This is a genomic window from Paenibacillus sp. TSM33, assembly GCF_056099025.1.
This window is the reverse complement of the sequence record NZ_JBLZXB010000019.1, coordinates 81,598-105,431: the sequence shown is the minus strand read 5'-3', so window position 1 is coordinate 105,431 and position 23,834 is coordinate 81,598. Positions and strand designations below refer to the sequence as shown.

Annotated in this window: 18 protein-coding genes; all 18 read left to right on the top strand. The window is 46.8% G+C overall.

Annotation, left to right across the window (positions count from 1 at the left end; translation table 11 throughout):
• Nucleotides 1-188 precede the first annotated feature (188 nt).
• The 18 genes from ACN6NF_RS21290 to ACN6NF_RS21205 all read left to right on the top strand — a co-directional run bounded on the left by ACN6NF_RS21290 (nucleotide 189) and on the right by ACN6NF_RS21205 (nucleotide 23,641).
• Entirely contained in the window at nucleotides 189-1,595 is a 1,407-nt protein-coding gene (locus tag ACN6NF_RS21290; protein WP_474319476.1) for a cytochrome ubiquinol oxidase subunit I, read from the top strand.
• Nucleotides 1,582-2,595 carry a cytochrome d ubiquinol oxidase subunit II gene (gene cydB, locus ACN6NF_RS21285; RefSeq protein ID WP_016820336.1) on the top strand — a complete coding sequence of 338 codons (1,014 nt, stop codon included), beginning with the start codon at nucleotides 1,582-1,584 and terminating at the stop codon, nucleotides 2,593-2,595. Before ACN6NF_RS21290 ends, cydB begins: the two co-directional genes overlap by 14 nt.
• Nucleotides 2,595-4,355 (top strand): thiol reductant ABC exporter subunit CydD, encoded by a 1,761-nt coding sequence (gene cydD / locus ACN6NF_RS21280; RefSeq protein WP_474319475.1) that lies wholly within the window; start codon nucleotides 2,595-2,597, stop codon nucleotides 4,353-4,355. The genes cydB and cydD overlap by 1 nt, the downstream gene beginning before the upstream one ends.
• On the top strand, nucleotides 4,336-6,135 hold the full coding sequence (gene cydC, locus ACN6NF_RS21275; protein WP_474319474.1) for a thiol reductant ABC exporter subunit CydC: 1,800 nt from the start codon (nucleotides 4,336-4,338) through the stop codon (nucleotides 6,133-6,135). Before cydD ends, cydC begins: the two co-directional genes overlap by 20 nt.
• Nucleotides 6,136-6,278: 143 nt before the next feature.
• Complete coding sequence (locus ACN6NF_RS21270) at nucleotides 6,279-6,695, top strand: cupredoxin domain-containing protein (protein ID WP_474319473.1); 417 nt, start codon at nucleotides 6,279-6,281, stop codon at nucleotides 6,693-6,695.
• A 276-nt stretch (nucleotides 6,696-6,971) separates the two neighbouring features.
• Nucleotides 6,972-7,985: an ABC transporter permease gene (locus ACN6NF_RS21265; RefSeq protein WP_474319472.1), complete on the top strand. Its 1,014-nt coding sequence runs from the start codon at nucleotides 6,972-6,974 to the stop codon at nucleotides 7,983-7,985.
• Between the two features lie 14 nt (nucleotides 7,986-7,999).
• Nucleotides 8,000-8,902, top strand: a complete 903-nt coding sequence (locus ACN6NF_RS21260) for a carbohydrate ABC transporter permease (RefSeq protein ID WP_474319471.1) — start codon at nucleotides 8,000-8,002, stop codon at nucleotides 8,900-8,902.
• 63 nt (nucleotides 8,903-8,965) lie between these two features.
• On the top strand, nucleotides 8,966-10,660 hold the full coding sequence (locus tag ACN6NF_RS21255; RefSeq protein ID WP_474319470.1) for an ABC transporter substrate-binding protein: 1,695 nt from the start codon (nucleotides 8,966-8,968) through the stop codon (nucleotides 10,658-10,660).
• 105 nt (nucleotides 10,661-10,765) lie between these two features.
• Entirely contained in the window at nucleotides 10,766-13,237 is a 2,472-nt protein-coding gene (locus ACN6NF_RS21250; protein ID WP_474319469.1) for a glycoside hydrolase family 95 protein, read from the top strand.
• Nucleotides 13,234-14,580, top strand: a complete 1,347-nt coding sequence (locus tag ACN6NF_RS21245; protein WP_474319468.1) for a GH1 family beta-glucosidase — start codon at nucleotides 13,234-13,236, stop codon at nucleotides 14,578-14,580. Before ACN6NF_RS21250 ends, ACN6NF_RS21245 begins: the two co-directional genes overlap by 4 nt.
• A gap of 221 nt (nucleotides 14,581-14,801) precedes the next feature.
• Complete coding sequence (locus tag ACN6NF_RS21240) at nucleotides 14,802-15,050, top strand: hypothetical protein (RefSeq protein WP_058711489.1); 249 nt, start codon at nucleotides 14,802-14,804, stop codon at nucleotides 15,048-15,050.
• Nucleotides 15,051-15,404: 354 nt separating this feature from the next.
• On the top strand, nucleotides 15,405-16,388 hold the full coding sequence (cyoA, locus tag ACN6NF_RS21235; protein WP_474319467.1) for a ubiquinol oxidase subunit II: 984 nt from the start codon (nucleotides 15,405-15,407) through the stop codon (nucleotides 16,386-16,388).
• Nucleotides 16,389-16,414: 26 nt separating this feature from the next.
• Entirely contained in the window at nucleotides 16,415-18,391 is a 1,977-nt protein-coding gene (locus tag ACN6NF_RS21230; RefSeq protein WP_474319466.1) for a cbb3-type cytochrome c oxidase subunit I, read from the top strand.
• Entirely contained in the window at nucleotides 18,391-18,999 is a 609-nt protein-coding gene (cyoC, locus tag ACN6NF_RS21225) for a cytochrome o ubiquinol oxidase subunit III (RefSeq protein WP_016820325.1), read from the top strand. The genes ACN6NF_RS21230 and cyoC overlap by 1 nt, the downstream gene beginning before the upstream one ends.
• A complete protein-coding gene (gene cyoD / locus ACN6NF_RS21220) occupies nucleotides 19,000-19,335 on the top strand; it encodes a cytochrome o ubiquinol oxidase subunit IV (protein ID WP_016820324.1) in 336 nt (111 codons plus the stop codon).
• Between the two features lie 178 nt (nucleotides 19,336-19,513).
• Nucleotides 19,514-20,638: an NADH:flavin oxidoreductase gene (locus tag ACN6NF_RS21215; RefSeq protein ID WP_474319465.1), complete on the top strand. Its 1,125-nt coding sequence runs from the start codon at nucleotides 19,514-19,516 to the stop codon at nucleotides 20,636-20,638.
• Between the two features lie 102 nt (nucleotides 20,639-20,740).
• A complete protein-coding gene (locus ACN6NF_RS21210; RefSeq protein ID WP_007432172.1) occupies nucleotides 20,741-21,109 on the top strand; it encodes an ArsR/SmtB family transcription factor in 369 nt (122 codons plus the stop codon).
• A gap of 186 nt (nucleotides 21,110-21,295) precedes the next feature.
• Nucleotides 21,296-23,641, top strand: a complete 2,346-nt coding sequence (locus ACN6NF_RS21205; protein WP_474319464.1) for a heavy metal translocating P-type ATPase — start codon at nucleotides 21,296-21,298, stop codon at nucleotides 23,639-23,641.
• Nucleotides 23,642-23,834 lie beyond the last annotated feature (193 nt).

Below are 23,834 nucleotides of genomic sequence, written 5' to 3'. Positions count from 1 at the left end.
TTATTCTATATAATGGGGATAATCTGAAGCCCGGTTATGGCAACCATGGGGAAGTTAGCTAAGTGAGTCATTTCCTAAAAAAGTGGCAGTTTCATATGTAACAATGTGAATACAATCACAAATATAAAAGACTTCAGATCACAAACATTAAATCATTGTTAAGGGAAGTACAGGGGAGGAGCAGCATCATGGACGTATTGGATTTGGCACGGTTGCAGTTTGCAACCACTACGATTCTTCATTTTGTTTATGTGCCGATCTCCATTGGATTGTCATTGTTGGTGGCAATTATGGAGACTATGTATGTTATTAAGAAAAAAGACTTGTACAAAAAAATGGCTCAATTCTGGGGAACGTTTCTGCTGATTAACTTTGCGCTGGGCGTAGTTACCGGAATTTTGCAGGAGTTCCAGTTCGGAATGAATTGGTCGGACTTTTCCCGTTTTGTCGGTGATGTATTTGGTACACCGCTAGCCATTGAAGCATTGCTTGCGTTTTTTCTGGAATCAACCTTTATTGGCCTATGGGTATTCGGCTGGGAAAGACTATCCAAGACTGTACATTTAGTGTGCATGTGGCTAGTAGCGATCGGCACAATGCTCTCGGCTTTGTGGATTTTGGCTGCTAATTCATTCATGCAACGTCCCGTAGGATATGGGGTTGTAAATGGCCGGGCAGAAATGCAGGATTTTGCTGCTTTGTTAACGAACGAGCAGCTTCTGTGGGAATATCCTCACACCATCTTTGCTGCCATCGCAACTGGCGCTTTCCTCGTAGCAGGGATTAGTGCTTGGAAGCTGATGCATAAAAAGAATATGGACTTCTTTAAACCTTCTTTTAAATTGAGCATTATTGTTGCATTAATCTGTGCCATTGCTATTCCTTTGTTTGGTCATGGACAGGCTCAATATTTGGTCAAAACACAGCCCATGAAGATGGCAGCCAGTGAAGGCCTGTGGGGAAACAGCGGCGATCCGGCGCCTTGGACGGTTATTGCAAATATTGATCCTGATAAGCAGGAAAATACCTTTGAGATTAAGGTTCCGTTTGCACTGAGCTTTCTGTCGTATAGCAAGTTTTCTGGCTCTGTGCCTGGTATGAAGGAGCTTCAAGCACAGTATGAAAAGACCTACGGTCCGGGTGATTATATTCCGCCTGTCCGTACGACCTTCTGGAGCTTCCGCATTATGATTGCGGCAGGCTGTGCCATGATTGCACTTGCTCTGTACGGAGCTTATCTGAGTTTTCGACAAAAATTGGAGGTCTCCCATCGTTGGTTCTTCCGTCTTATGCTGTGGGGGATATCGCTCCCATTCATTGGCAATACTGCGGGCTGGATCATGACAGAAATGGGACGTCAGCCTTGGACTGTGTTTGGTTTGCTTCAAACGAAAGATTCTGTTTCACCTACCGTTGTAGCAGGAGAAGTGTTGTTCTCACTGATTGCATTTACGACGTTGTATCTCATTTTAACGGGTGTATTGGCATTCCTGTTTGCTCGTACCGCTCGTAAAGGCCCAGATATTGAGCCGCATCAGCATACGGTAATTCATGATCCATTTGCTCAAGGGGGTGACAGCATTGTCGCTAAATGATTTATGGTTCTTATTGATCGCTGTGCTGTTTACAGGCTTCTTTTTTCTAGAGGGCTTTGATTTTGGCGTAGGGATGGCTACGGGATTAGTGCCGCGTAATGACCAACAAAAACGTTTGATGATCAATACGATTGGTCCATTCTGGGATGCCAACGAAGTGTGGCTGATTACAGCAGCAGGTGCGATGTTTGCCGCTTTTCCGCATTTTTATGCAACGATGTTTAGCGGATATTATCTGGTATTTGTGTTTATTTTGTTAGGTTTGATCTTGCGAGGAGTCTCCTTTGAGTTCCGGGGCAAGGCCGAAGGGAAAGGGTGGACAGGAACGTGGGATGCTTGCATTCTGATTGGCAGCTTCCTGCCGCCGATGCTGTTTGGCATGGCCTTTGCGGCTTTGGTGAAGGGTGTACCTATTCAGCAAAACATGGATCTGAAAGCCGGATTCTTGGATGTGTTCAATGGATACACCGTATGGATTGGACTGACCGTGGTCGGAATGTGCCTTATGCACGGGCTGACGTTCATTTCTCTGCGGACGATTGGTGAAGTAAGGGATCGTGCTCGTGTGATCGCGTCCAAATTTCTTCCGGTGTTGGGGATTTTGCTTGCTGGTATGGTGGTATGGACTTATTTTGCAACGGATTTATTTGCACGTCGCGGTCCCTTTATGTATGTTGCGGTTGCAGTGGGAATGGTTGCCTATGTGCTAACATGGTATTTCCTGAAGCAGCGTCGTGAAGGATGGGCTTTCGGGATGACCGGTGTCATCATTTTGCTAAGCTTCGTTTCGTTATTCGTTGGCTTGTTCCCAAGATTTATGGTGAGCTCGATCAACAGTGCTTTTGATTTGACGATATATAATGCAAGCTCCAGTCATTACACACTGAAAGCCATGACGATTGTTGCAGCAACGCTTTTACCCTTTGTGTTGGCTTATCAGGCGTGGAGCTATTTTGTTTTCCATAAGCGTCTCAGTGAGAAGGATCATCTGGAATACTAATGGATAAAGCCTGGTTTGAATTAAAGGGCATTCGGCCAGTAATGCTGCTGCTGGCCGCCCTTTCTCTGCTCCAGGGAGCAGCGGTAATTGCACAAGCCATCTTTTTGGCAAAGGCTGTTACGATTTTATTTAAACAAAATCCGCTGGTAATGGCATGGCCATCGCTGGCGTTGTTTTTCGCGGCTTTTGCAGTGAGGCATACGATGATCTGGCTGCAACGCCGGACAGCCGGTCGTTTCGCCGAAGCAGCAGGCGCTTCCTTACGGGAGCGTCTGCTTGCGCGTTTGTTTGAGCGAGGCCCGGGTTTTGCTGCGCAAGAAGGAAGCGGCAAGTTGGTGACGCTAGCGCTGGATGGCGTGGATCGGGTTCGCAATTATTTGGAAATATCCATTCCTCGTATGATAGACATGATGGCTGTAACCTTACTTGTGCTAGTGTATGTTTTCACATTGGATATGATTTCAGGTGTGATTTTGACAACTACGATGCCGATTCTGGTGGGCTTCTTTATTTTACTCGGCTTGGCGGCGCGGAAGCAGGCGGACAAACAGTGGCGTTCCTATCGTCTGTTATCACATCATTTCACGGATTCGTTGCGTGGACTACAGACACTAAGGTTTTTGGGACGCAGTCGGGCGCATGGGGAAACCGTAGGGAAGGTCAGCGACCAGTATCGTACAGCCACGATGCGTACGCTGCGGGTAGCGTTTCTTTCTTCATTTGCCCTCGATTTTTTCAGTATGCTGTCGGTCGCTTTTGTAGCGGTAGGCTTGGGTCTGCGTCTGATTAGTGGTTCAGTGGGACTGGAGGCAGCGCTTGCGGTGCTTATTCTGGCACCGGAATATTTTATGCCTATACGCCAGTTGGGATCAGACTATCACGCCTCATTGGATGGTAAAGAGGCTTGGGGAGCGATACGCTCGATTCTCGGTGCAGAAGAAGAAGCGACGGAGACGAATGTACAGACAGCTAATGATAAAGGATTAGACATCACGGGGCATGACATCCTTAAGCTGTCTGATGCGTGTTTACTGAATGAAGACGGCTCTGCCCGGCTTGAACATGTGTCTGCAAGTGTTGAACCGCACATGAACATGATCGGCATCGTCGGAGCGAGTGGTGCAGGCAAAACGACATTGCTTAGTCTACTTGGCGGCTTTTCTGACCCCACTTCAGGTGAGGTGATCCTTAATGGATGTCGATTATCTGCGGATACCAAAGCTGAATGGCAGCGGCATATTGCCTATATTCCACAGCATCCTTACTTGTTTAGCGCTACTTTGGCCGATAATATTCGCTTTTATGAGCCGGAAGCATCCAACCAGCAGGTAGAGTGGGCGATTGATGCCGTTGGACTGCGTGAACTGGTGGACGGTCTTCCGAGTGGGTTGAATGAGCCTATTGGTGAAGCAGGCCGGACATTGAGCGGAGGACAGGCGCAGCGGATTGCCTTGGCGCGTGCTTTGCTCAGTAACCGTCCGATTATTTTATTGGATGAGCCTACGGCACATTTAGATATTGAGACAGAATGGGAATTAAAACAGACCATTTTGTCCGTATTGAAACACAAGAGGATGTTTCTCGCCACCCATCGGCTGCATTGGATGCCGGATATGGACTGTGTCTGGATGATGAATCAAGGTCGTCTGGAAGAGGTAGGTTCCCATCAGCAACTGGTTGCCAAAAAGGGAGAATATTATCGATTGCTGACGGGAATGTCGGAAGGAGGGGACGAACGGTATGAGAGCAACGGACAATAGTAGCCAAGGCTGGTTTTTGTCTTATCTGAAACACTATTTTTGGGCCTTTCTGGCAGCGGCTCTTTTGGGTGCGTTGTCCATTGGATGTGCAGGCGCGCTGCTCTTTACGTCCGGTCATCTGATTACTCGTTCGGCCTTAAAGCCTGAAAATATATTAATGGTGTATGTGCCAATTGTGCTTGTGCGAACGTTTGGTTTTAGTAAAGCCGTCATTCAGTATCTGGAACGCTTGGTAGGTCATGATGCTGCGCTGCGCCTTGTGTCTCGTATGAGGGTACGTCTGTATCGCGCTGTGGAACCGCAAGCGCTGATGATTCGCAGCAAATTTCGTACAGGGGATCTATTGGGATTGCTGGCGGAGGATATTGAGCAGCTTCAAAATATCTATCTGAAGCTGGTTCTGCCTGCGTTATCAGCTTTGCTGATTTATGCAGCAGGCATCCTGGCGCTTGGCTGGATGGACGGAACATTTGCCTTGCTGATGGCGCTATATGGGGGATTTTTGCTTTTTATCGCCCCAGCTATCTCACTTTGGACCTCGCTTGCCAAACGGCGTACGTTCAAGCAGGAACTGAGCAAATCTTATCAGGAACTGACGGATGCTTTGTTCGGTATGAGTGATCTGGTGCTGAGCGGACGGACTGGGCATTTCCTTAGCACCTTTACACATCGGCACAAGAGAGCTGACATGGTGGGAAATTCACTTCGCCGGAACGAGTGGCGTTCTCATTGGATCGCACAATGCCTTGTAGGCGGCGGAATTGTAATTATGACTGTGTGGGCCGGAGGGTTGGTGGCACAGGATCGCATTGAAGCCACGTGGCTGGCATCCTTTGCGCTAGTAACTTTTCCGTTGCTGGATGCTTTCGTTCGCGCTGGGGAAGCGGTGGTTCATGCACCGGAGTATCAAGATTCACTTCGACGGCTAAAGGATTCCGAGAAAGATACATCTGCACTTGCAGCACGATCGGATGCAGGACAGCTAGCAGCAGACGATGTAGCAGATACTAAAAAGGAACAGGCTACCGCTCAGCGATTAAGCCACGGGGGAGCCCTGCTGCTGAACAATGTAAGCTACCGCTATGCTGCAACGCAGGAATGGAGTGTGCGTAATATCTCCCTACACGTACCGCAGGGGGGCAAGATTGCATTGCTTGGCCGCAGTGGTGCGGGCAAGTCTACGCTGCTGAATCTGATTCAGGGAGCATTGCAGCCTGATGAAGGGAGCGTCACTGTCGCAGGAGTGCCCGTATTTACAGGTGGAGCATACTCCAGTCTGTTTGCGGTGTTGAACCAGCAACCGTATTTGTTCGATACAACGGTAGCGAACAATATTCGTTTAGGACGCCCCGACGCTACACTGGATGAGGTTCGTGCAGTGACGGAGCAGGTAGGGCTTGGAACCCTGATTGATTCTTTACCAGAGGGTTACGATACAAGAATGCAGGAGACGGGTCTTCGCTTTTCCGGTGGAGAAAGACAGCGCATTGCACTGGCGCGGATTTTGCTGCAAAATCACCCGATTGTTTTGCTGGATGAGCCGACAGTGGGGCTTGATCCGCTGACGGAGCATGAACTGATGCAAACGATGTTTCGCGTGCTGGAAGGCAAAACATTGATCTGGATCACTCATCATCTCACGGGAATGAAGCATATGGATGAAGTGATCTTTATGGAACAAGGAACCATCTCCATGCGAGGCAGTCATGATGAGCTTTGGCGAGATCATACCCGGTACCGTAATCTGTATAAGCTGGATCATCCGGGTCTGGAAAAATAGTGATGATCACCGTATCGGATATATGGTTCATTTGCTAGAGGCTTTGAAACAAGGTATTTAAAATTTAGATTAACTTTTATATACTGGTTAGAGTTGATGCGTAACATGTCATGTAGACATTCAACTGGAGGGGGCTGATATGAATGAAAACATGCATCTCTAAATATTGGCATTTGATGCTGATTGGTTTTGTAGCCCTGATCATGGGCGGGTTTGTCCTGTTTTATTTTCAGGGGAGCGTGTCGTCGTTTCCGGCCATTCAACCTGAACAAGCTCAGGAAGAGCCAGATAAAACCAAATACGAGATTGTTACAGTGGGTGTAAAAGGAGACGGTTTCTATCCTAAAAATATTGAAGTGAAAGCCGGCGTTCCAACCAAGATCAATTTCAAGAAAATGACTTCCTTTACTTGCATCGATGAAGTACAGTCGTTGAAGATCGGAATGGACGTTTACCTGGATCACGAAAATAATTATTTTACCGTCCAGGACTTAAAACCGGGCGTATATGAGTATAATTGTGGCATGTATATGTACTACGGGACGATTACAGTAAAATAAATCAAAAAAGCTTTCTAGCACATGGATGCTAGAAAGCTTTTTTTCTTTCACTAGACTTCTCTCAGAGAATTTACATGAGAACGGAGCAGGCGGAATGGTGCTGTACAAGCAACAGCGATGGGAAGCACCATCCGCATGCGTAGTGGCACGAATGTAAATTTTAATCCACTCCCCATATATCTAATTTTGAACTGATTTTTCTCCTAATTCGTTGGGTACCCGCTTCCGAGCCAGCAAAGTATGATAATAGTATCTAGAGATGAGGAGGAGCTTGTTATGGGATCTTCAACTGAAACCGCTTCCAGAACTGATGCTGTGATTCCTGAATCCAATCGGGGAAGACCGCGTAAGGCTCGCGGATCGAAGCCCGAACGCGGTGAAAAAGGCCTGTGGAACAGTGTGAAACAGCAAAAGTATCTTTATTTTATGTCCATTCCTTTCGTCATATGGGTGTTTGTTTTCAGTTATTTTCCACTATGGGGCTGGACCATGGCGTTTCAAAATTATAAGCCAGCCAAATCGTTTTGGGATCAAAAGTGGGTAGGGTTGGACAACTTTATTGAGCTTTTTCAGGATGAACGTTTTTATCTGGTATTACGAAATACGCTGGCAATGAGCCTGATGGGTATTGTTTTTGGTTTTGTTGTACCGATCTTTTTTGCAATTCTGCTAAATGAGTTGCGTGGTATGCTGTTCAAGCGAGTTGTACAGACAGTATCCTACCTCCCGCACTTTGTATCCTGGGTAGTTGTGGCCGGATTGGTGACGAAAATGCTGTCCATTGACGGTGGAATTGTTAACGATATTTTGGTAGCGCTTCATATTGTGGATGAACCGATTCAGTTTATGGCTAAGGGGAGTTGGTTTTGGTACATTGTAACCGCTTCCGACATATGGAAAGAGACAGGTTGGAATACGATTATTTATTTAGCTGCCATCACCGGAATTGACCAGGAACAATATGAAGCTTCACGTGTGGATGGGGCCAGCCGCTGGAGACAGATGTGGCATATTACATTGCCAGGTATCCGCTCGACCATCGCCATTCTGTTTATTATGGCGATTGGACATCTGGTCAGTAATGGTTTTGAAAAGCAGTTCTTACTTGGCAACAGTCTCGTAACGGATTATTCGGAAGTGCTGGATTTGTATGCACTGAATTACGGGATTAATCTGGGCCGCTTCTCTTACGGGACAGCAATAGGCATTTTCAACTCACTGGTTAGCATTCTGTTGTTGTTTACAGCGAACGGTATATTCAAAAAACTGACCAAAGAAAGCATCATGTAGGGGGGAGAAGCGAAATGACGAATAAGGCATTTAATGCTACACGGTCAGAAAAGCTATTTGACCTATTCAACTATGTCCTCATGGCTCTGATTGTGGTGTTGACGCTGTACCCGTTTCTGAACGTACTAGCGATTTCCCTGAACAATTCGACGGACACGGTTCGTGGCGGTATTTATATATGGCCTCGCCAGTTTACACTCGAAAATTACAAAACGATTTTCCAATACGATGGCCTGCTTCGAGGTCTGCAAGTATCGATTTTACGTACAGTAGTTGGAACGGTGCTGGGACTCATCTGTGCTTCTATGCTTGCATTTACGCTGAGTCGGGTCGATTTCCGCGCGCGCAAGTTCATATCTACCTTTCTGGCGTTGACGATGTATTTTTCCGGCGGAATGGTGCCTGTGTTTATTTTGATGCGTGATTTACATTTGCTGGGCACGTTCTGGGTGTATATTTTTCCGGGGCTGATCAGCGCATTTAACGTTTTTGTCATTCGTTCCTTCATGGATGGCTTACCGTATGCGCTACAGGAGTCTGCCAAGCTGGATGGAGCAAATGACTTTACGATATATTGGAAGGTTATTTTACCGCTGTGCAAGCCTGTGCTGGCGACAATTGCTCTCTTTTTGGCGGTAAATCAATGGAACGCATGGTTTGATACGTACTTGTACAATGGAACCGCCGCGCAATGGACAACGCTGCAATTTGAGCTGATGAAGATACTGCAAAGTACGCAGCAAGGCGGCGCCAATATGGCGAATAGCAACGATATGGCTAAGCAAATGGCTCAAATTTCGCCAGAGTCGATTAAAATGGCAATCACGATTACCGTCACGCTTCCGATTTTGCTCGTATATCCATTCCTGCAAAAATATTTTGTAGGTGGTATGACACTGGGAGCTGTTAAATCATAACAATCCAATCGTAGCAGTCCATTCACAACGGTAAAAATCTTACGAATGCAGGAGGTTTTGAACATGAAAAAACACTGGTCCAGATTTGCACTAATTCCCTTGCTCGCCGTATCGCTTGCCGCACTCGCAGGTTGCGGTGGAAGCGATAAAACAGCGAAAGAAGGCTCATCCAGCGGCACAGATCCGATTACGTTTAGCTTCTTTGGAGCAGATACAAGTCCGCAATGGAATGGAATGAAGGATGAAATAGGCAAGGAAATCACCAAGAAAACAGGTGTAACCTTAAATGCGGAATTTGATGTCAGCGGCGGAGGTGGGGATGACCGGATTGCTTTAATGGCAGCAAGTGGTGAATACCCAGACCTAGTCTCTCCTAAAGCTAATATTAACAAGCTTGTGGATGCGGGGGCTATGATTGATCTGACCGATCTGATCAACGATCACGCACCGAATCTCAAAAAGCTATACGGACCCTATATGGATCGGCTGAAATACAGTAATAAGGATCAAGCCATCTATGTTATTCCTACGTATGCAGGTGTAGGACAGGAGAGTTTTGACGCGACGGGGGGATTTGAAATTCAGCACAAGGTGCTCAAGGAACTGGGATACCCCAAGGTAAGAACATTACAGGATTTTGAAAACGTACTCAAAACCTATACAGCCAAGCATCCGACGATTAATGGCAAAAAAACGATCCCTCTCACGCTGGATGCGGATGACTGGAGAATTATGATTACGGTAACGAACCCTGCCTTCCAGACAACTGGAGCGCCGGATGATGGTGAGTATTTTATTGATCCCAAAACATTTGAAGCCAAGCTTCATTACAAACGTCCGGAAGAAAAGGAATATTTCCGTTGGTTAAACCACATGTATAATGAAGGGCTGCTCGATAAAGATTCGTTTGTGCAAAAAAGCGATCAATACAAATCCAAAATTGCCAGCGGTCGTGTCCTGGGTCTGATCGACCAGGAGTGGGGTTATCAGGATGCCGAAAATGCATTAAAAGCGTCAGGCAAGGCTGATGCCAGCTACGCGCATTTTCCAGTTACACTCTCAGAAGAATACAAGGATCATTCCTTCCAGGATACGGGCTTCGCGTCCGGTTATGGTGTAGGTATTACGGAAAGTTGCAAGGACCCGGTGCGGGCTATTAAATTCCTGGATTATTTAGCTTCCGATGAAGGACAGGTGCTAGTGAACTGGGGGATCGAAGGCAAGCATTATGAAATCAAAGACGGCAAACGTGTCATTCCTGCCGACGTATTGGATCAAAAAACAAACAATACAACCAGCTTCAATAAATCCACTGGAATAGACTTGTACACATTAATGAGCGGACACTATGGTGATGGAGTGAAGGATACTACGGGTAACTACTACACTGCCAAATTCCCGGAACAAATTATCGCGGCTTATTCGAAGCCGGAAAAAGAATCACTTAAAGCGTATGGCGTAAAAACGTGGAAGGAACTGTTTCCAGGAAAAGAAGAATTTGATGTGAAGCCTTGGGGCGCAGCCTATAACATAACGACAGACAATGAATCCAACTATAACGTTACTTTCAAAAAGACGACAGACATAATCCGTAAACGTATACCGGAAGCCATTTTAACACCGGCTTCCAATTTTGATACGGTATACGACAACATGATTAAAGAACTGGATGCCGCCGGTGCTGTCCAAATGGAACAGCAATACACGCAACTGGTGAAGGACAGAGTGGAGTTATGGAGTGGGAAGGCTGCTAAATAACGAGTCCATTTTTCCAAACTTTGAAATCTCGGTGTGACAGAGCGCATGCGCCATGAGCAATAGGGGTTCAGCGCTTTGTCTGACCTTGATGAGGGAGGGTTTGACTTGACGAAAGGCGAAAGGCCACAGTCCCTGCGGTTATGGTATCGTCAGCCTGCTGAGGTATGGGAGGAAGCATTGCCAGTCGGCAATGGACGGCTGGGAGCTATGGTATTTGGCGGAATCAGGGAGGAGCATTTGCAATTAAACGAGGATACGCTCTGGTCCGGATTCCCCAGGGATGGCGTTCAGTATGATGCGTTGCGATATTTAGAACCTGCCAGAAAGCTGATTGCAGATGGAAAATACAAAGAAGCCGAACAACTGATTACTTCAAACATGCTGGGCCGCGATACAGAAGCCTACCAGCCTTTGGGAGATTTGTGGATTACGCAGGAGAACCTAGGCGAGATTGCGCATTATGAACGGGAACTGGATATGCAGACCGGAACGGCAGCGGTCACTTTTCAGAGTGATGGAGTCCACTATACTCGTGAAGTTATCGCCAGTGCACCCGATGGAGTCATTATGGTGTCACTGACTGCGAATAAGGTCGGAAAAATCCATGCATCTGTGCGCATTACTACTCCCCATCCTTGTGAAGATGAAGTTGGAGAGGATGCGCTTGGTGATTCCTCCAAATGGGCTATCGATAACGATCCGTCCGAGGAACCGACCAGGGACTTCATTACGTTGACTGGACGAGCGCCCAGTCATGTGGAATCTAATTATCACGGTGATCATCCGCAGTCTGTCGTTTACGAAAATGATTTGGGGATGGCTTTTGCAGTTCAGGCGAGGGTTATTCCCGAGGGAGGAGCCTTGACGACGAGGGATGACGGAGCGTTGATCATCTCGGGTGCGGATAAAATCACAGTGTATTTGGCAGCGGCTACCGGATTTCGGGGATTTCAGGCTATGCCGAATAGTGATGCAACAGAGTCAGCAGAAGTATGCAAAGTCATTCTAGACGGTGCAATTTCGCTGGGAAGTGAGCAGGTGCGGCAACGCCATGAGCAGGATCACCGGAAGCTGTTTGACCGTGTTGCATTAGAACTGGGAGGTGACACGCTAACTGACGAGTCCGTTCTCCCGACCGATCTGCGATTAGAACGCTATCAGAAAGGTCAGGCAGACCTGGGGCTGGAAGTGCTGTTATTTCAATACGGACGTTATTTGCTTATGGGTAGTTCGCGTCCGGGTAGTCAGCCCGCCAATCTTCAGGGCATCTGGAATGATCGGGTACAGCCGCCGTGGAACAGTAACTATACAACCAATATTAATACACAGATGAACTATTGGCCCGCAGAGGTGTGTAATCTTGCCGAGTGCCATGAGCCATTGCTGCACATGGTTGGCGAAGTCGGGCGGACGGGACGCAGGGTCGCTTCCATCAATTATGGGGCTCAAGGATGGACAGCTCACCACAATATAGATGTGTGGAGAAACGCCGGACCATCAGGTGGCCATGCCAGTTGGGCATTTTGGCCACTTGGGGGTGTATGGCTGACTGCTCATCTATGGGAGCGTTATCTGTTCACCTTGGATACAACCTATTTGGCAGAACAGGCTTATCCGCTTATGAAGGGGGCGGCGGCCTTTTGCCTAGACTGGCTCATGGAAGGCCCGGATGGTCGGTTCGTCACGTCCCCATCCACTTCGCCTGAAAATAAATTCATCACGCCCGAAGGCGAGGATTGCAGTATATCCATGGGCTCTACGATGGACATGACGCTGATTCGGGAGCTATTGAGCAACTGTATTCAGGCCGCGGATCTGTTGGAGTTAGACGATGAGTTCCGTAGACGCTGCGAAGAGACACGGGAACGATTAATACCCTATCAAATCGGCCGTCACGGTCAGTTACAAGAGTGGATGGTCGACTTTGAGGAAGCAGAGCCTGGGCATCGACATGTATCACATCTATATGGGGTTTATCCCGGCCGACAGATCCATATCCGTGATACTCCAGAACTGGCTGAGGCGGCCCGCATATCGCTACGTCGCCGGCTCGAACATGGTGGCGGGCATACCGGGTGGAGTTGTGCCTGGTTGATCAACCTGTACGCCCGGCTGGAAGATGGCGACACTGCGCATCAGTATGTTCGCACGTTGCTGTCGCGATCGACCTACCCTAATTTATTCGACGCTCACCCGCCTTTTCAGATCGACGGTAATTTTGGTGCGACGGCAGGCATCGCAGAAATGCTGCTGCAAAGCCGCCCGGGTGAGCTGTCGTTATTGCCTGCCCTGCCATCGGCATGGTCGGAGGGACGGGTCAGCGGCTTGAAAGGGCGTGGCGGGATTACAGTCAGCATGGAGTGGTCCGGTTCGCGGCTTGTCCGTGCGGAGCTTACCGCATCGGTCCAGACGGGAAGCTGCACGATTCGCAGTGCACATCCGTTTAGCGCTGATGATCGTCAGGCTCAGCCTGATCCCAAGCACGGAGGATTTATTTTGTCATGGATTTTTACCAAAAAGCAGGAAATTACGATTGGACATACGATTATAATTGAGGGAGAGGGAGAGACACAATGACTATTTTTCAATTTCCGCAGGACTTTATGTGGGGTACCGCAACCGCAGCCTACCAAATCGAGGGGGCTTATCAGGAGGATGGGAGAGGGCTGTCGATCTGGGATACCTTTGCCCATACGCCTGGTAAAGTTTTTAACGGGGATAACGGCAATGTGGCTTGTGACAGCTATCATCGCTACGAAGAAGATATCCGCCTCATGAAGGAACTGGGCATTCGTACATATCGTTTCTCGGTGTCCTGGCCGCGTATCTTTCCTAATGGTGACGGCGAAGTCAATCAAGAAGGATTAAATTATTATCATCGTGTAGTTGATTTGTTAAATGACAACGGAATTGAACCGTTTTGTACACTGTATCACTGGGATCTGCCTCAGGCGCTACAAGATGCCGGAGGATGGGGAAACCGTCGCACAATTCAGGCATTTGTCCAGTTTGCGGAAACGATGTTCCGTGAGTTTCACGGTAAAATACAGCATTGGCTGACATTTAATGAACCGTGGTGTATCGCCTTTTTATCCAATATGCTGGGAGTTCATGCCCCGGGTCTGACGAATCTCCAGACTGCGATTGATGTAGGACATCATCTGCTGGTTGCGCATGGCCTATCTGTACGCCGATTCCGCGAGCTTGGCACCAGTGGCCAGATCGGCATCGCTCCAAATGTCTCCTGGGCTGTTCCTTACAGCACCTCTGAGGAAGACAAAGCGGCTTGTGCGCGCACGATTTCCCTGCACAGTGACTGGTTTCTCCAGCCTATTTATCAAGGCTCGTATCCTCAGTTTTTGGTAGACTGGTTTGCGGAGCAGGGAGCCACCGTACCTATACAAGATGGAGATATGGATATTATCGGTGAGCCTATAGATATGATTGGTATCAATTATTATAGTATGTCGGTTAATCGTTTTAATCCGGAAGCAGGCTTTCTCCAATCTGAAGAAATCAATATGGGACTACCTGTCACAGATATTGGCTGGCCGGTGGAGTCACGAGGGCTGTATGAGGTACTGCACTATCTGCAAAAATACGGTAACATTGATATTTACATCACAGAGAACGGGGCTTGTATCAATGATGAGGTCGTAAACGGAAAGGTTCAGGATGACCGTCGAATTTCCTACATGCAGCAGCATTTGGTGCAGGTACACCGGGCCATTCATGACGGTCTTCATGTTAAAGGCTATATGGCATGGTCACTTATGGACAATTTTGAGTGGGCAGAGGGATATAATATGAGATTCGGCATGATTCATGTCGATTTCCGCACACAGGTCCGCACCCCGAAGGAAAGTTACTATTGGTATCGAAATGTAGTAAGTAATAACTGGTTGGAAACTAGACGTTAAACGAAGAGAAATATTATTAAAAATAAAGCAGATATAGGCCTGTCTCTACTCCCTTTTGTTTAAATAGGAGGTCCTCTGGGGTAATAATAGCTAAGATGAATTACAAATTGTTCTAAGTATGTAGAAACCGCAGGAATGAAAAAATAAAAATTGTGCATACTGAAAAAAATACCTGACGAGGGCACTTTTTAAACCATTTTAGACTAGAGGGAGTGGAGGGTATGGCTTCGAATTTCAGAAAATCAGGATCAAGGGATAACCAAATGAGCCGTACGGTATCTGTTATTTCTTTGATCGCTTGCATTGTAGGTATTATTCTTATTTTGCTTGATATAGGGAATTTAACTGATCGTAATATATATCTAATGACAGGCATTGGCGCCTTTGCTGCCGGAATTTTTATTTTTCTAATTGGGAAATCATTTGTCATTGCCCGCAAGAAGGAAGACCAAGAGAACGGACGTCGTTAATATAATCGAAAAATGCTGTACAGAAAACGGATGACGAAAACAACAGCGCGGGGCTTCGAGCAGTGTAGGATGATAACTGTAAGGAGTCCCGATTTTTGCTTTAATATAGCTTTTTTAAGATACTTTAAGATGCACAATTAACGTTTTTATATGTCATTTTTGAATTAAAAAGAAATTTTGAATTTGCAAGAGAAATTTTATTTTTAGAGAGGTTTTTCACAAAAATCGGACAAATAATCGACAATTCTGTTAACAATAAAAAAAGTGGCCGCTTTTCTGCTATCTTATATAAGGGCAACATCACAGGAGTTCGTTAGTTTTAGTAATTTACTATTTTAAGGAGAGGGGAACAACATGAACAAAAAACCAAAAGCGATTATTGCGTTGGTTTTGACCGTGCTCACGGTAGCATTGCTCATCTGGACGTGTTTTTATGCTGGCGGAAAATACGTTGTTTTCGATCCGAAAGGACCAATTGGGCAAGCACAAAAAGAGCTGATCATTCTTACGACGGCATTGTCTGCGCTTATAATTGTACCGGTTATGATTTTGACTTTCTTCATCATTTGGCGGTATCGCGATACCCCAACAAACAAGGTGAAGTATCAACCTCACTGGGATGACAGCAAAAAGCTGGAGACCACATGGTGGGCTATTCCAATTATCGTTATTTGTATTATTGCGGTCATCACTGCGAGATATACCTACTTGCTAGAGCCTTCCAAGCCTTTGGCCAGTACGCAAAAGCCAGTAACCATCCAAGTGACTTCACTGGACTGGAAATGGCTCTTTATGTACCCAGAGGAAGGTATAGCTACAGTTAACCAAGTTCATATTCCTAAAGGTGTTCCAGTCCGTTTTGAACTGACTGCTGATGCCCCGATGAACTCTTTCTGGATTCCGCAATTGGGCGGTCAAATCTACACCATGTCAGGCATGGCTATGAAACTGCATTTGCAGGCCGATCACGAAGGAACTTACTTTGGCTCGGGTGCAAACTTTAGCGGTGAGCATTTTGGACAAATGCGTTTTGATGTAGAAGTCCAGTCGGATGAAGAGTATAAAAACTGGGTCGCTGACATCAAGAAGCAGTCTAAGCCGCTGACGAAGGACGGCTATTTGGCGCTTGCAAAACCAGGTTTGTCCCAGCCTGATGAGTATTCTTCGATTCCAGACGGCTTGTTCAAAGAAATTGTTAACAAGTATGTAGTGGAAGGCTCTTCTAACCCCCATGCTGGACATGGTGAAGCTACCTCCACAGAAGATTCGTCCAAGACCGGTACAGAAGAGCATGCTGAAATGGATATGAGTCATATGAATATGAGCGGACACAATTAAAATGATTATAGGGAAGGAGGCCCCCAATGCTTGACAAAATAAAAGAGTTTGCATCCACTTTCTTCGTTACTGGAGACCCGATGATCTATGGAGCGGACGTTTCCATCGCACTAGCAACGATCGGGATCGTGTTTGTGCTCACTTATTTCAAAAAATGGGGCTGGCTTTGGAAAAACTGGTTGACTACGGTTGACCATAAAAAAGTCGGTATTATGTATATTCTTGCGGCCATCTTGATGTTATTCCGCGGAGGCGTGGATGCATTATTGATGCGTATTCAACTTGCTACACCGGATGTGACACTCCTGCATCCTGAGCATTACAATCAGATTTTTACAACTCACGGCACAATCATGATCTTGTTTATGGCGATGCCGTTGATGTTTGGTTTGTTTAACATCGCCGTACCCCTTCAAATTGGTGCGCGCGACGTTGCGTTTCCTTTCCTGAACGCATTGAGCTTCTGGCTCTTCTTTATGGGTGCGATGTTGTTCAACTTGTCCTTTGTTATCGGCGGTTCGCCAGATGCAGGTTGGTTGAGTTATCCACCGCTTTCAGAACTGCAATTTAGTCCCGGCGTCGGTCAGAACTTCTATATCTGGGGTATTCAGATTTCCGGTATAGGTTCATTGGCTACGGGGATCAACTTTATTGTTACCATTATTAAAATGCGCGCACCTGGTATGACTTGGATGAAAATGCCTGTCTTTACGTGGTCCGTATTTTCATCATGTGTTATTATCATTTTCGCGTTCCCGATTCTGACGGTTACTTTGGCTTTGCTGTTCCTTGACCGTTTTGGAGGAGGACACTTCTTTACCCTTGATTTCGGCGGTAACCCGATGATGTACATCAACTTGATTTGGATGTGGGGTCACCCTGAGGTGTATATCGTAGTATTGCCTGCCTTCGGTATTTATTCCGAGGTCATCAGCGTATTCTCCAAAAAGAAATTGTTTGGTTACAAATCCATGGTTTACGCCATGTTCATTATTGCAATTCTGTCCTTCTTCACGTGGGCGCATCACTTCTTCACGATGGGATCAGGCGCAGATGTGAATGCATTCTTTGCGATTTCGACGATGGTTATCGCAATACCGACAGGGGTTAAAGTATTTAACTGGCTGTTCACGATGTACCGGGGTAAAATCGAATTTAAAACTCCGATGATGTGGTCTATTGCGTTTATTCCGAACTTCTTGATTGCAGGTTTGACGGGCGTTATGTTGTCTGTAGCACCTGCGGACTTCCAGTTCCATAACAGCTACTTCCTGATCGCTCACTTCCACTCCGCTCTGATTGGTGGGGTAGTGTTCGGTTACCTGGCAGGTCTGTATTACTGGTGGCCTAAAATGTTCGGTTTCACATTGCCTGAAACGCCTGGTAAATGGGCTTTCTGGTTCTGGAATATTGGTTTCTATGTATGTTTCATTCCGCAATATTCTCTCGGTCTGATGGGTATGACTCGTCGTCTAAGCACTTACGGCTGGGATACTGGCTGGCAGCCGCTTAACATGGTGTCAACCGTTGGGGCATTCCTGATGGGGATTGGTTTCTTGTTCCAGGTTCTTCAAATTCTTCTGGGTATCAAAAATTACCGCAAGCTGAAGGATACAACTGGCGACCCTTGGGGTGGTCACACGTTAGAGTGGTCAATTCCTTCACCTGCACCGGAATACAACTTTGCTACCATTCCGCAAGTAGAAGAACGCGATGACTGGTGGGCAGAAAAAGATAAACGTGCAAAAGGTATTTTCAGAAAGCAACCGCCAATTGAAGCGATTCATATGCCGAAAAACTCGGCGATTCCATTCATTATGTCGGTATTCTTTTTCATTGCAGGTTTCGGATTCGTATTTGGATGGTCGTTCTTCTATATTCCAGGGCTGATCGGCGTGGCAATTTGTATGATTTGCCGTTCGTTCTTCTCCTATGATGGCGACTACTATATCCCTGCGGATGAAGTAAAACGCACGGAAGCGGCAATAAGGGGGTCTGTATAATGGCACAAGCAGCAGCACATCACAGCCATGATCATGACCACGGGCATCACGATCCGCAAGAATTGAAGATGCTTGGTTTTTGGATCTTCCTCGTAACGGACGTAATCCTGTTCAGTACCTTGTTCGCAACCTTCGTCGTCCTTCGGAACAACACAGCCGGAGGACCAGGTGGCGCAGAGCTGTTTAACATGACGGGCGTTATTATTGAAACGTTCCTCTTGCTCACAAGCAGCTTCACAAGTGGTCTGGCTGTGTTGGCTATGAACAAAGGAAGCATGAAGGGATTAATCAACTGGTTAATCGTGACGGCAATCCTGGGTCTTGGTTTTATCGGTTTTGAAGTTTATGAGTTTGTTGAAATCGTACATGAAGGTGCCAATTTTGGAACCAGTGCGTTCTTGTCGGCATTCTTCACATTGGTCGGAACACACGGACTTCACGTTTCGTTAGGTCTGGTTTGGATGATTGGACTTATGTTCCAATTGAAAAAACGCGGACTTACTCCAGAGACGAAGGGCAAAGTTTCGGCATTGAGCTTGTACTGGCACTTTTTGGACGCTGTCTGGATCTTCTTGCTGACAGTTGTCTATCTGATGGGGGTGATGTAGATGGCACAGCATCAATCAGGAGCGGGCTCGCATGGTCATGATGATTCTCACGGTTCAGTGAAATCCTATGTTATCGGATTTATTCTGTCCATCGTACTGACCATCATTCCTCTCGGCGTGGTTATGAATCATATGTTGAGCCGCACTTCGACCATGGTTGTTATTTTAGCCGCGGCAGTGCTGCAATTTCTGGTTCAGCTATTCTTCTTCATGCACATCCGTGAAAGCAATGGACCACGTTGGAATGTTATGACTTTGATTTTTGGCATAGTGATCCTGTTGACTGTTGTTGGCGGTTCTGTATGGATTATGGAATACAACATGGTAGCACACTAATAAATAACACACTAATTTTGATAAGAGGAAGTGGCTCTATGCCACTTCCTCTTTTTTTGTAAAGAGGAAGCGGGAATTAAACTGTGGCTTCTTGAACTCAAGTTTGTATGTGTGTAAAATGGAATTGTATAACAGAAGAGCGAAAAAGATAATAATAATCGAGAGTGAGGAAAACGTCATGGACACCGAAATATTGTTTAAACCTTTTAAGCTAGGTAACTTATCTCTTCCCAATCGGATCGTTATGGCTCCCATGACACGGAATTTTTCTCCTCAAGGTATTCCGGGGCCTGAGGTTGCCGCATATTATCGGCGCCGAGCGGAAAATGCTGTTGGATTGATTATTACGGAGGGAACGGCTATTCATCATCCTGCAGCTGTGGAGCACACAAGCATCCCTAACTTTTATGGTGAGGGGTTGAAAGGATGGGCCAAGGTAGTAGAGGAGGTTCATGCGGCAGGTGGCAAAATTATACCGCAGCTCTGGCATGTGGGTACAGCCCGGAAAATAGGGGCGGATAACCAACCGAATCCCGAAGCATTGCCTGTCGGTCCTTCGGGTATTTCTCCCGCCGGTGAAAAGGTAGTTGAGCCATTGACGGAGGCGGAAATTGCTGATATCATCGCAGCCTTTGCTCAGGCCGCTGCTGATGCCAAGCAGGTAGGGTTTGACGGCATTGAGCTTCATGGAGCACATGGCTATTTAATCGATCAATTTTTCTGGGACAAAACCAATAAGCGTACCGATCAATATGGAGGCGATTTGGTCCAGCGTACACGGTTTGCGGTCGAGGTCATTGAGGCTTGTCGTCGTGCAGTGGGCCCGGATTTTCCAATTGTACTGCGATTCTCCCAATGGAAGATGTACCATTATGGAGAAAAGCTTGCACATACACCACAGGAACTTGAACAGTTTCTTGCTCCATTAGTGAAGGCCGGTGTGGATGTATTCCATTGTTCAAGTCGTCGTTTCTGGGAACCGGAATTTGAAGGCTCAGATCTGAATCTGGCAGCTTGGACGAAAAAGATAACAGGCAAGCCAGTGATTACGGTGGGGTCGGTTGGTTTGGAGAAGGCCTTCCTGAGTGATCTGGAAAAAAATGATAATCGTCAGGCTGATCAATCCAGTAGTGTGGAGGCCAGATTAGAACAACTTGTGGGGCTAGTAGAACGAGAGGAAGTTGATCTGGTTGCAGTTGGACGTGCATTGCTGGTGGATCCGGCATTTGCAGTGAAATTGCGTGATCAACAGATAAAAGAAATAATTCCTTACAATGACGAAGTATTAAAAACGTTGAATTAGGCAAGTTTCGGTTACAGGGCAAGCTGTAATATAAGCTATTCGTAAATTCTACGAATTTGTTATAATAGGAGCATCAAGTCGAAATACACGGGGTGAAAAAGGATGAATTCTGAAACGGAAGCTTTGGATTGCGAGCCGGCTTGTCACGGTTCAGATCAGGAAATTGAGCGCATAAAATCTTCCCTTGTTGAGGATTCCATCGCATACAAAATGTCGGAGTTGTTTAAAGCGCTAGGTGACCCGACACGAATCAAGCTGATTTATGCCCTGGCCCAAAAAGAACTGTGTGTTCATGATCTGACCCAGGTGTTGAATATGGGCCAATCTGCTGTATCCCACCAGCTTCGTTATTTGCGCAACCTGCGTATTGTCAAACGGCGCAAGGAAGGCAAAACAGTGTTTTATTCACTGGATGATAATCATGTGGAGCAGATTTTTTTGCAAACTCATCAGCACATATCACATCAATAATTTTTGAAAAAACAACAGCAGGGCGCCAAGCAATTGGCGCTCTTTTGGTGCTTGTCCATTGAAGTCGATTTTTTTTGTTAATAAGGGCTATGATCATTGACTTTTACCCCTAAACCTGAATATAATGACCTTAACAAATAATATATGAACAGTTGCTCATATATAGCTAATTGGAGGCCAATTATTATGGATGCTCTAAAAAGAAATGAACGGCATGAATGGATTTTGGAAGGTTTGGATTGCGCCAACTGTGCTCTCAAAATTGAAAATGGAGTCAGTAAAATAGAAGGGGTCTTGGATTGCTCGGTCAATTTTGTAACAAAAACGTTGACGATGACCACAACTTCGGATCAAAAAGAAGAGGTTTTTCGCCAAACGGAACGGAAGGTTCATAGACTTGAGCCTCATGTTCGGATGGTTGCCAAAAGTGCCGGTGGACGCCTGCGCGAAGACAGCCGAAGCAGCGTTGGTGCCGCACAGCATGCTGCTCACAGCCACGTTGGCCACAGCCATGAATCACATGAGGCGCACGACGGGCACAACCACAGTAATCATACACACATGCATCACAATAACCATGCACTGCACGATCATGGTGAAGCTACCCATGCTCATTCGCATGATGATGATAGTCATGCCGGGCATACGCATGATCATGGTACGGACGGTATGCGCCGCATGATTGCGCGTCTGTCCATAGGAGCGGTTATTGCGGCTGTTGCTTGGTGGTTACCTGTCGAAGGTGTGGGCAAGCTGGCTCTATTTTTAGTGGCATACATCATCGTTGGCGGTGATGTTGTCTTGCAGGCTGCACGTAGCTTGGTGCGTGGAATGGCCTTTGACGAGTACTTCCTGATGACGCTGGCTACTGTGGGCGCATTTGCTATTGGAGAATACCCCGAAGGCGTAGCTGTCATGTTCTTTTATCAAATTGGAGAGCTATTCCAAGGCATTGCAGTTAACCGTTCACGCAAGTCCATCAGCGATCTGATGGATATTAGGCCAGACTATGCCAACCTGAAGACCGCTGAGTCCGTACGGAGGGTGTCTCCAGAAGAGATTCGCGTTGGAGATTTGATCGTAATCAAGCCGGGTGAGAAGATTCCGCTGGATGGTAAGGTTGTAGAAGGCAAGTCGCATGTCGATACCTCTGCATTGACCGGTGAATCTGTGCCGCGTACCGTTGAGCCGGGAAGCAGTGTGATGAGTGGATTTGTGAATACGAACGGACTTCTGACGGTAGAGGTCAGCAAGGAATTTAGTGAATCGGCGGTCTCCAAAATTTTGGAACTGGTACAAAATGCGAGTGCCAAAAAAGCGCCGACTGAAAAGTTTATCACGAAATTTTCCAGATATTATACTCCTGTAGTGGTTATTGTAGCGTTGTTGCTGGCGGTTGTTCCTCCGCTTGTTGTGCCGGGTGCACAGTTTGCGGATTGGTTATATCGTGCGCTTGTTTTCCTCGTTATTTCTTGTCCGTGTGCGCTGGTGGTGTCCATTCCACTAGGCTTCTTTGGCGGGATCGGGGCAGCCTCCCGTTCAGGTGTGCTGATCAAGGGTGGTAATTATCTTGAAGCCCTGAATCATGTGAAATACGCTGTTTTTGATAAAACAGGTACGCTCACCAAAGGGGTTTTCCACGTGACAGGGATCTATCCTGCCGAAGTTTTTACGAAGGAAAGTCTGCTAGAGACTGCTGCATTGGCCGAGATGCACTCCACGCATCCGATCGCAGCTTCCCTGCGTGAAGCATATGGCAATGAGCTCCAAACGGAGCGAGTGCAGCAATATAGCGAAATATCTGGCCACGGCATTCAGGCTCAAATCGATGGGCGCCTGGTATTGGCCGGAAACGCTAAGCTGATGGAGCGGGAGCGTATTGCTTTTAATGTGGCGCAGCAAGCAGGGCCAATGGATGAAGGAACGGTCGTACATGTGGCTGTAGACGGAATGTATGCCGGGTGTATTCTGATATCGGATGAGGTTAAGGAGGACGCGGCCAAGACGATTGCTTCGCTGAAAAAGCTGGGGGTGGTCAAAACCATCATGCTAACAGGTGACAATCGGACAGTTGCCGAGGCTGTAGGACGTCAGTTGGGTCTGGATGAAGTACGGGCAGAACTGTTGCCTCAGCATAAAGCCGAAGCCATTGAGCAGTTGTCTGCAAGTAAGAAACCGAGCGATAAAATCTTGTTTGTAGGCGATGGAATCAATGATACACCTGTACTTGCTTTGGCAGATGTCGGTGTAGCGATGGGCGGTTTGGGCTCAGACGCTGCAATTGAAGCAGCAGATATCGTAATCATGAACGACGAGCCTTCGAGGCTGGTGACGGCAATTCACATTGCCCAACGCACACGCCGTATCGTCTGGCAAAACATTATATTTGCGCTAGGTGTCAAAGCAGTATTTCTGACATTGGGCGCGTTTGGCATTGCTACCATGTGGGAGGCTGTATTCTCCGATGTAGGTGTAACACTGCTAGCCGTATTAAATGTGATGCGTGTACTGAAGGTTGGTTCTGACGAATAAAAAGGGAACACCCCCGTTAACATTGGATGTAGACATCCTATGAAAACAGGGGGTGTTTTTTATAGCTGCCTTTTTTGTGTAACATGTGCTTTCAGCAGTATAGAGATCTATTTTCTCATATATAGTAGTTGTGCAGAGATGTATAAATGTGGGGAGGGCCTAATACGTTTAAGGTAGGGACTTTATAAGTAAG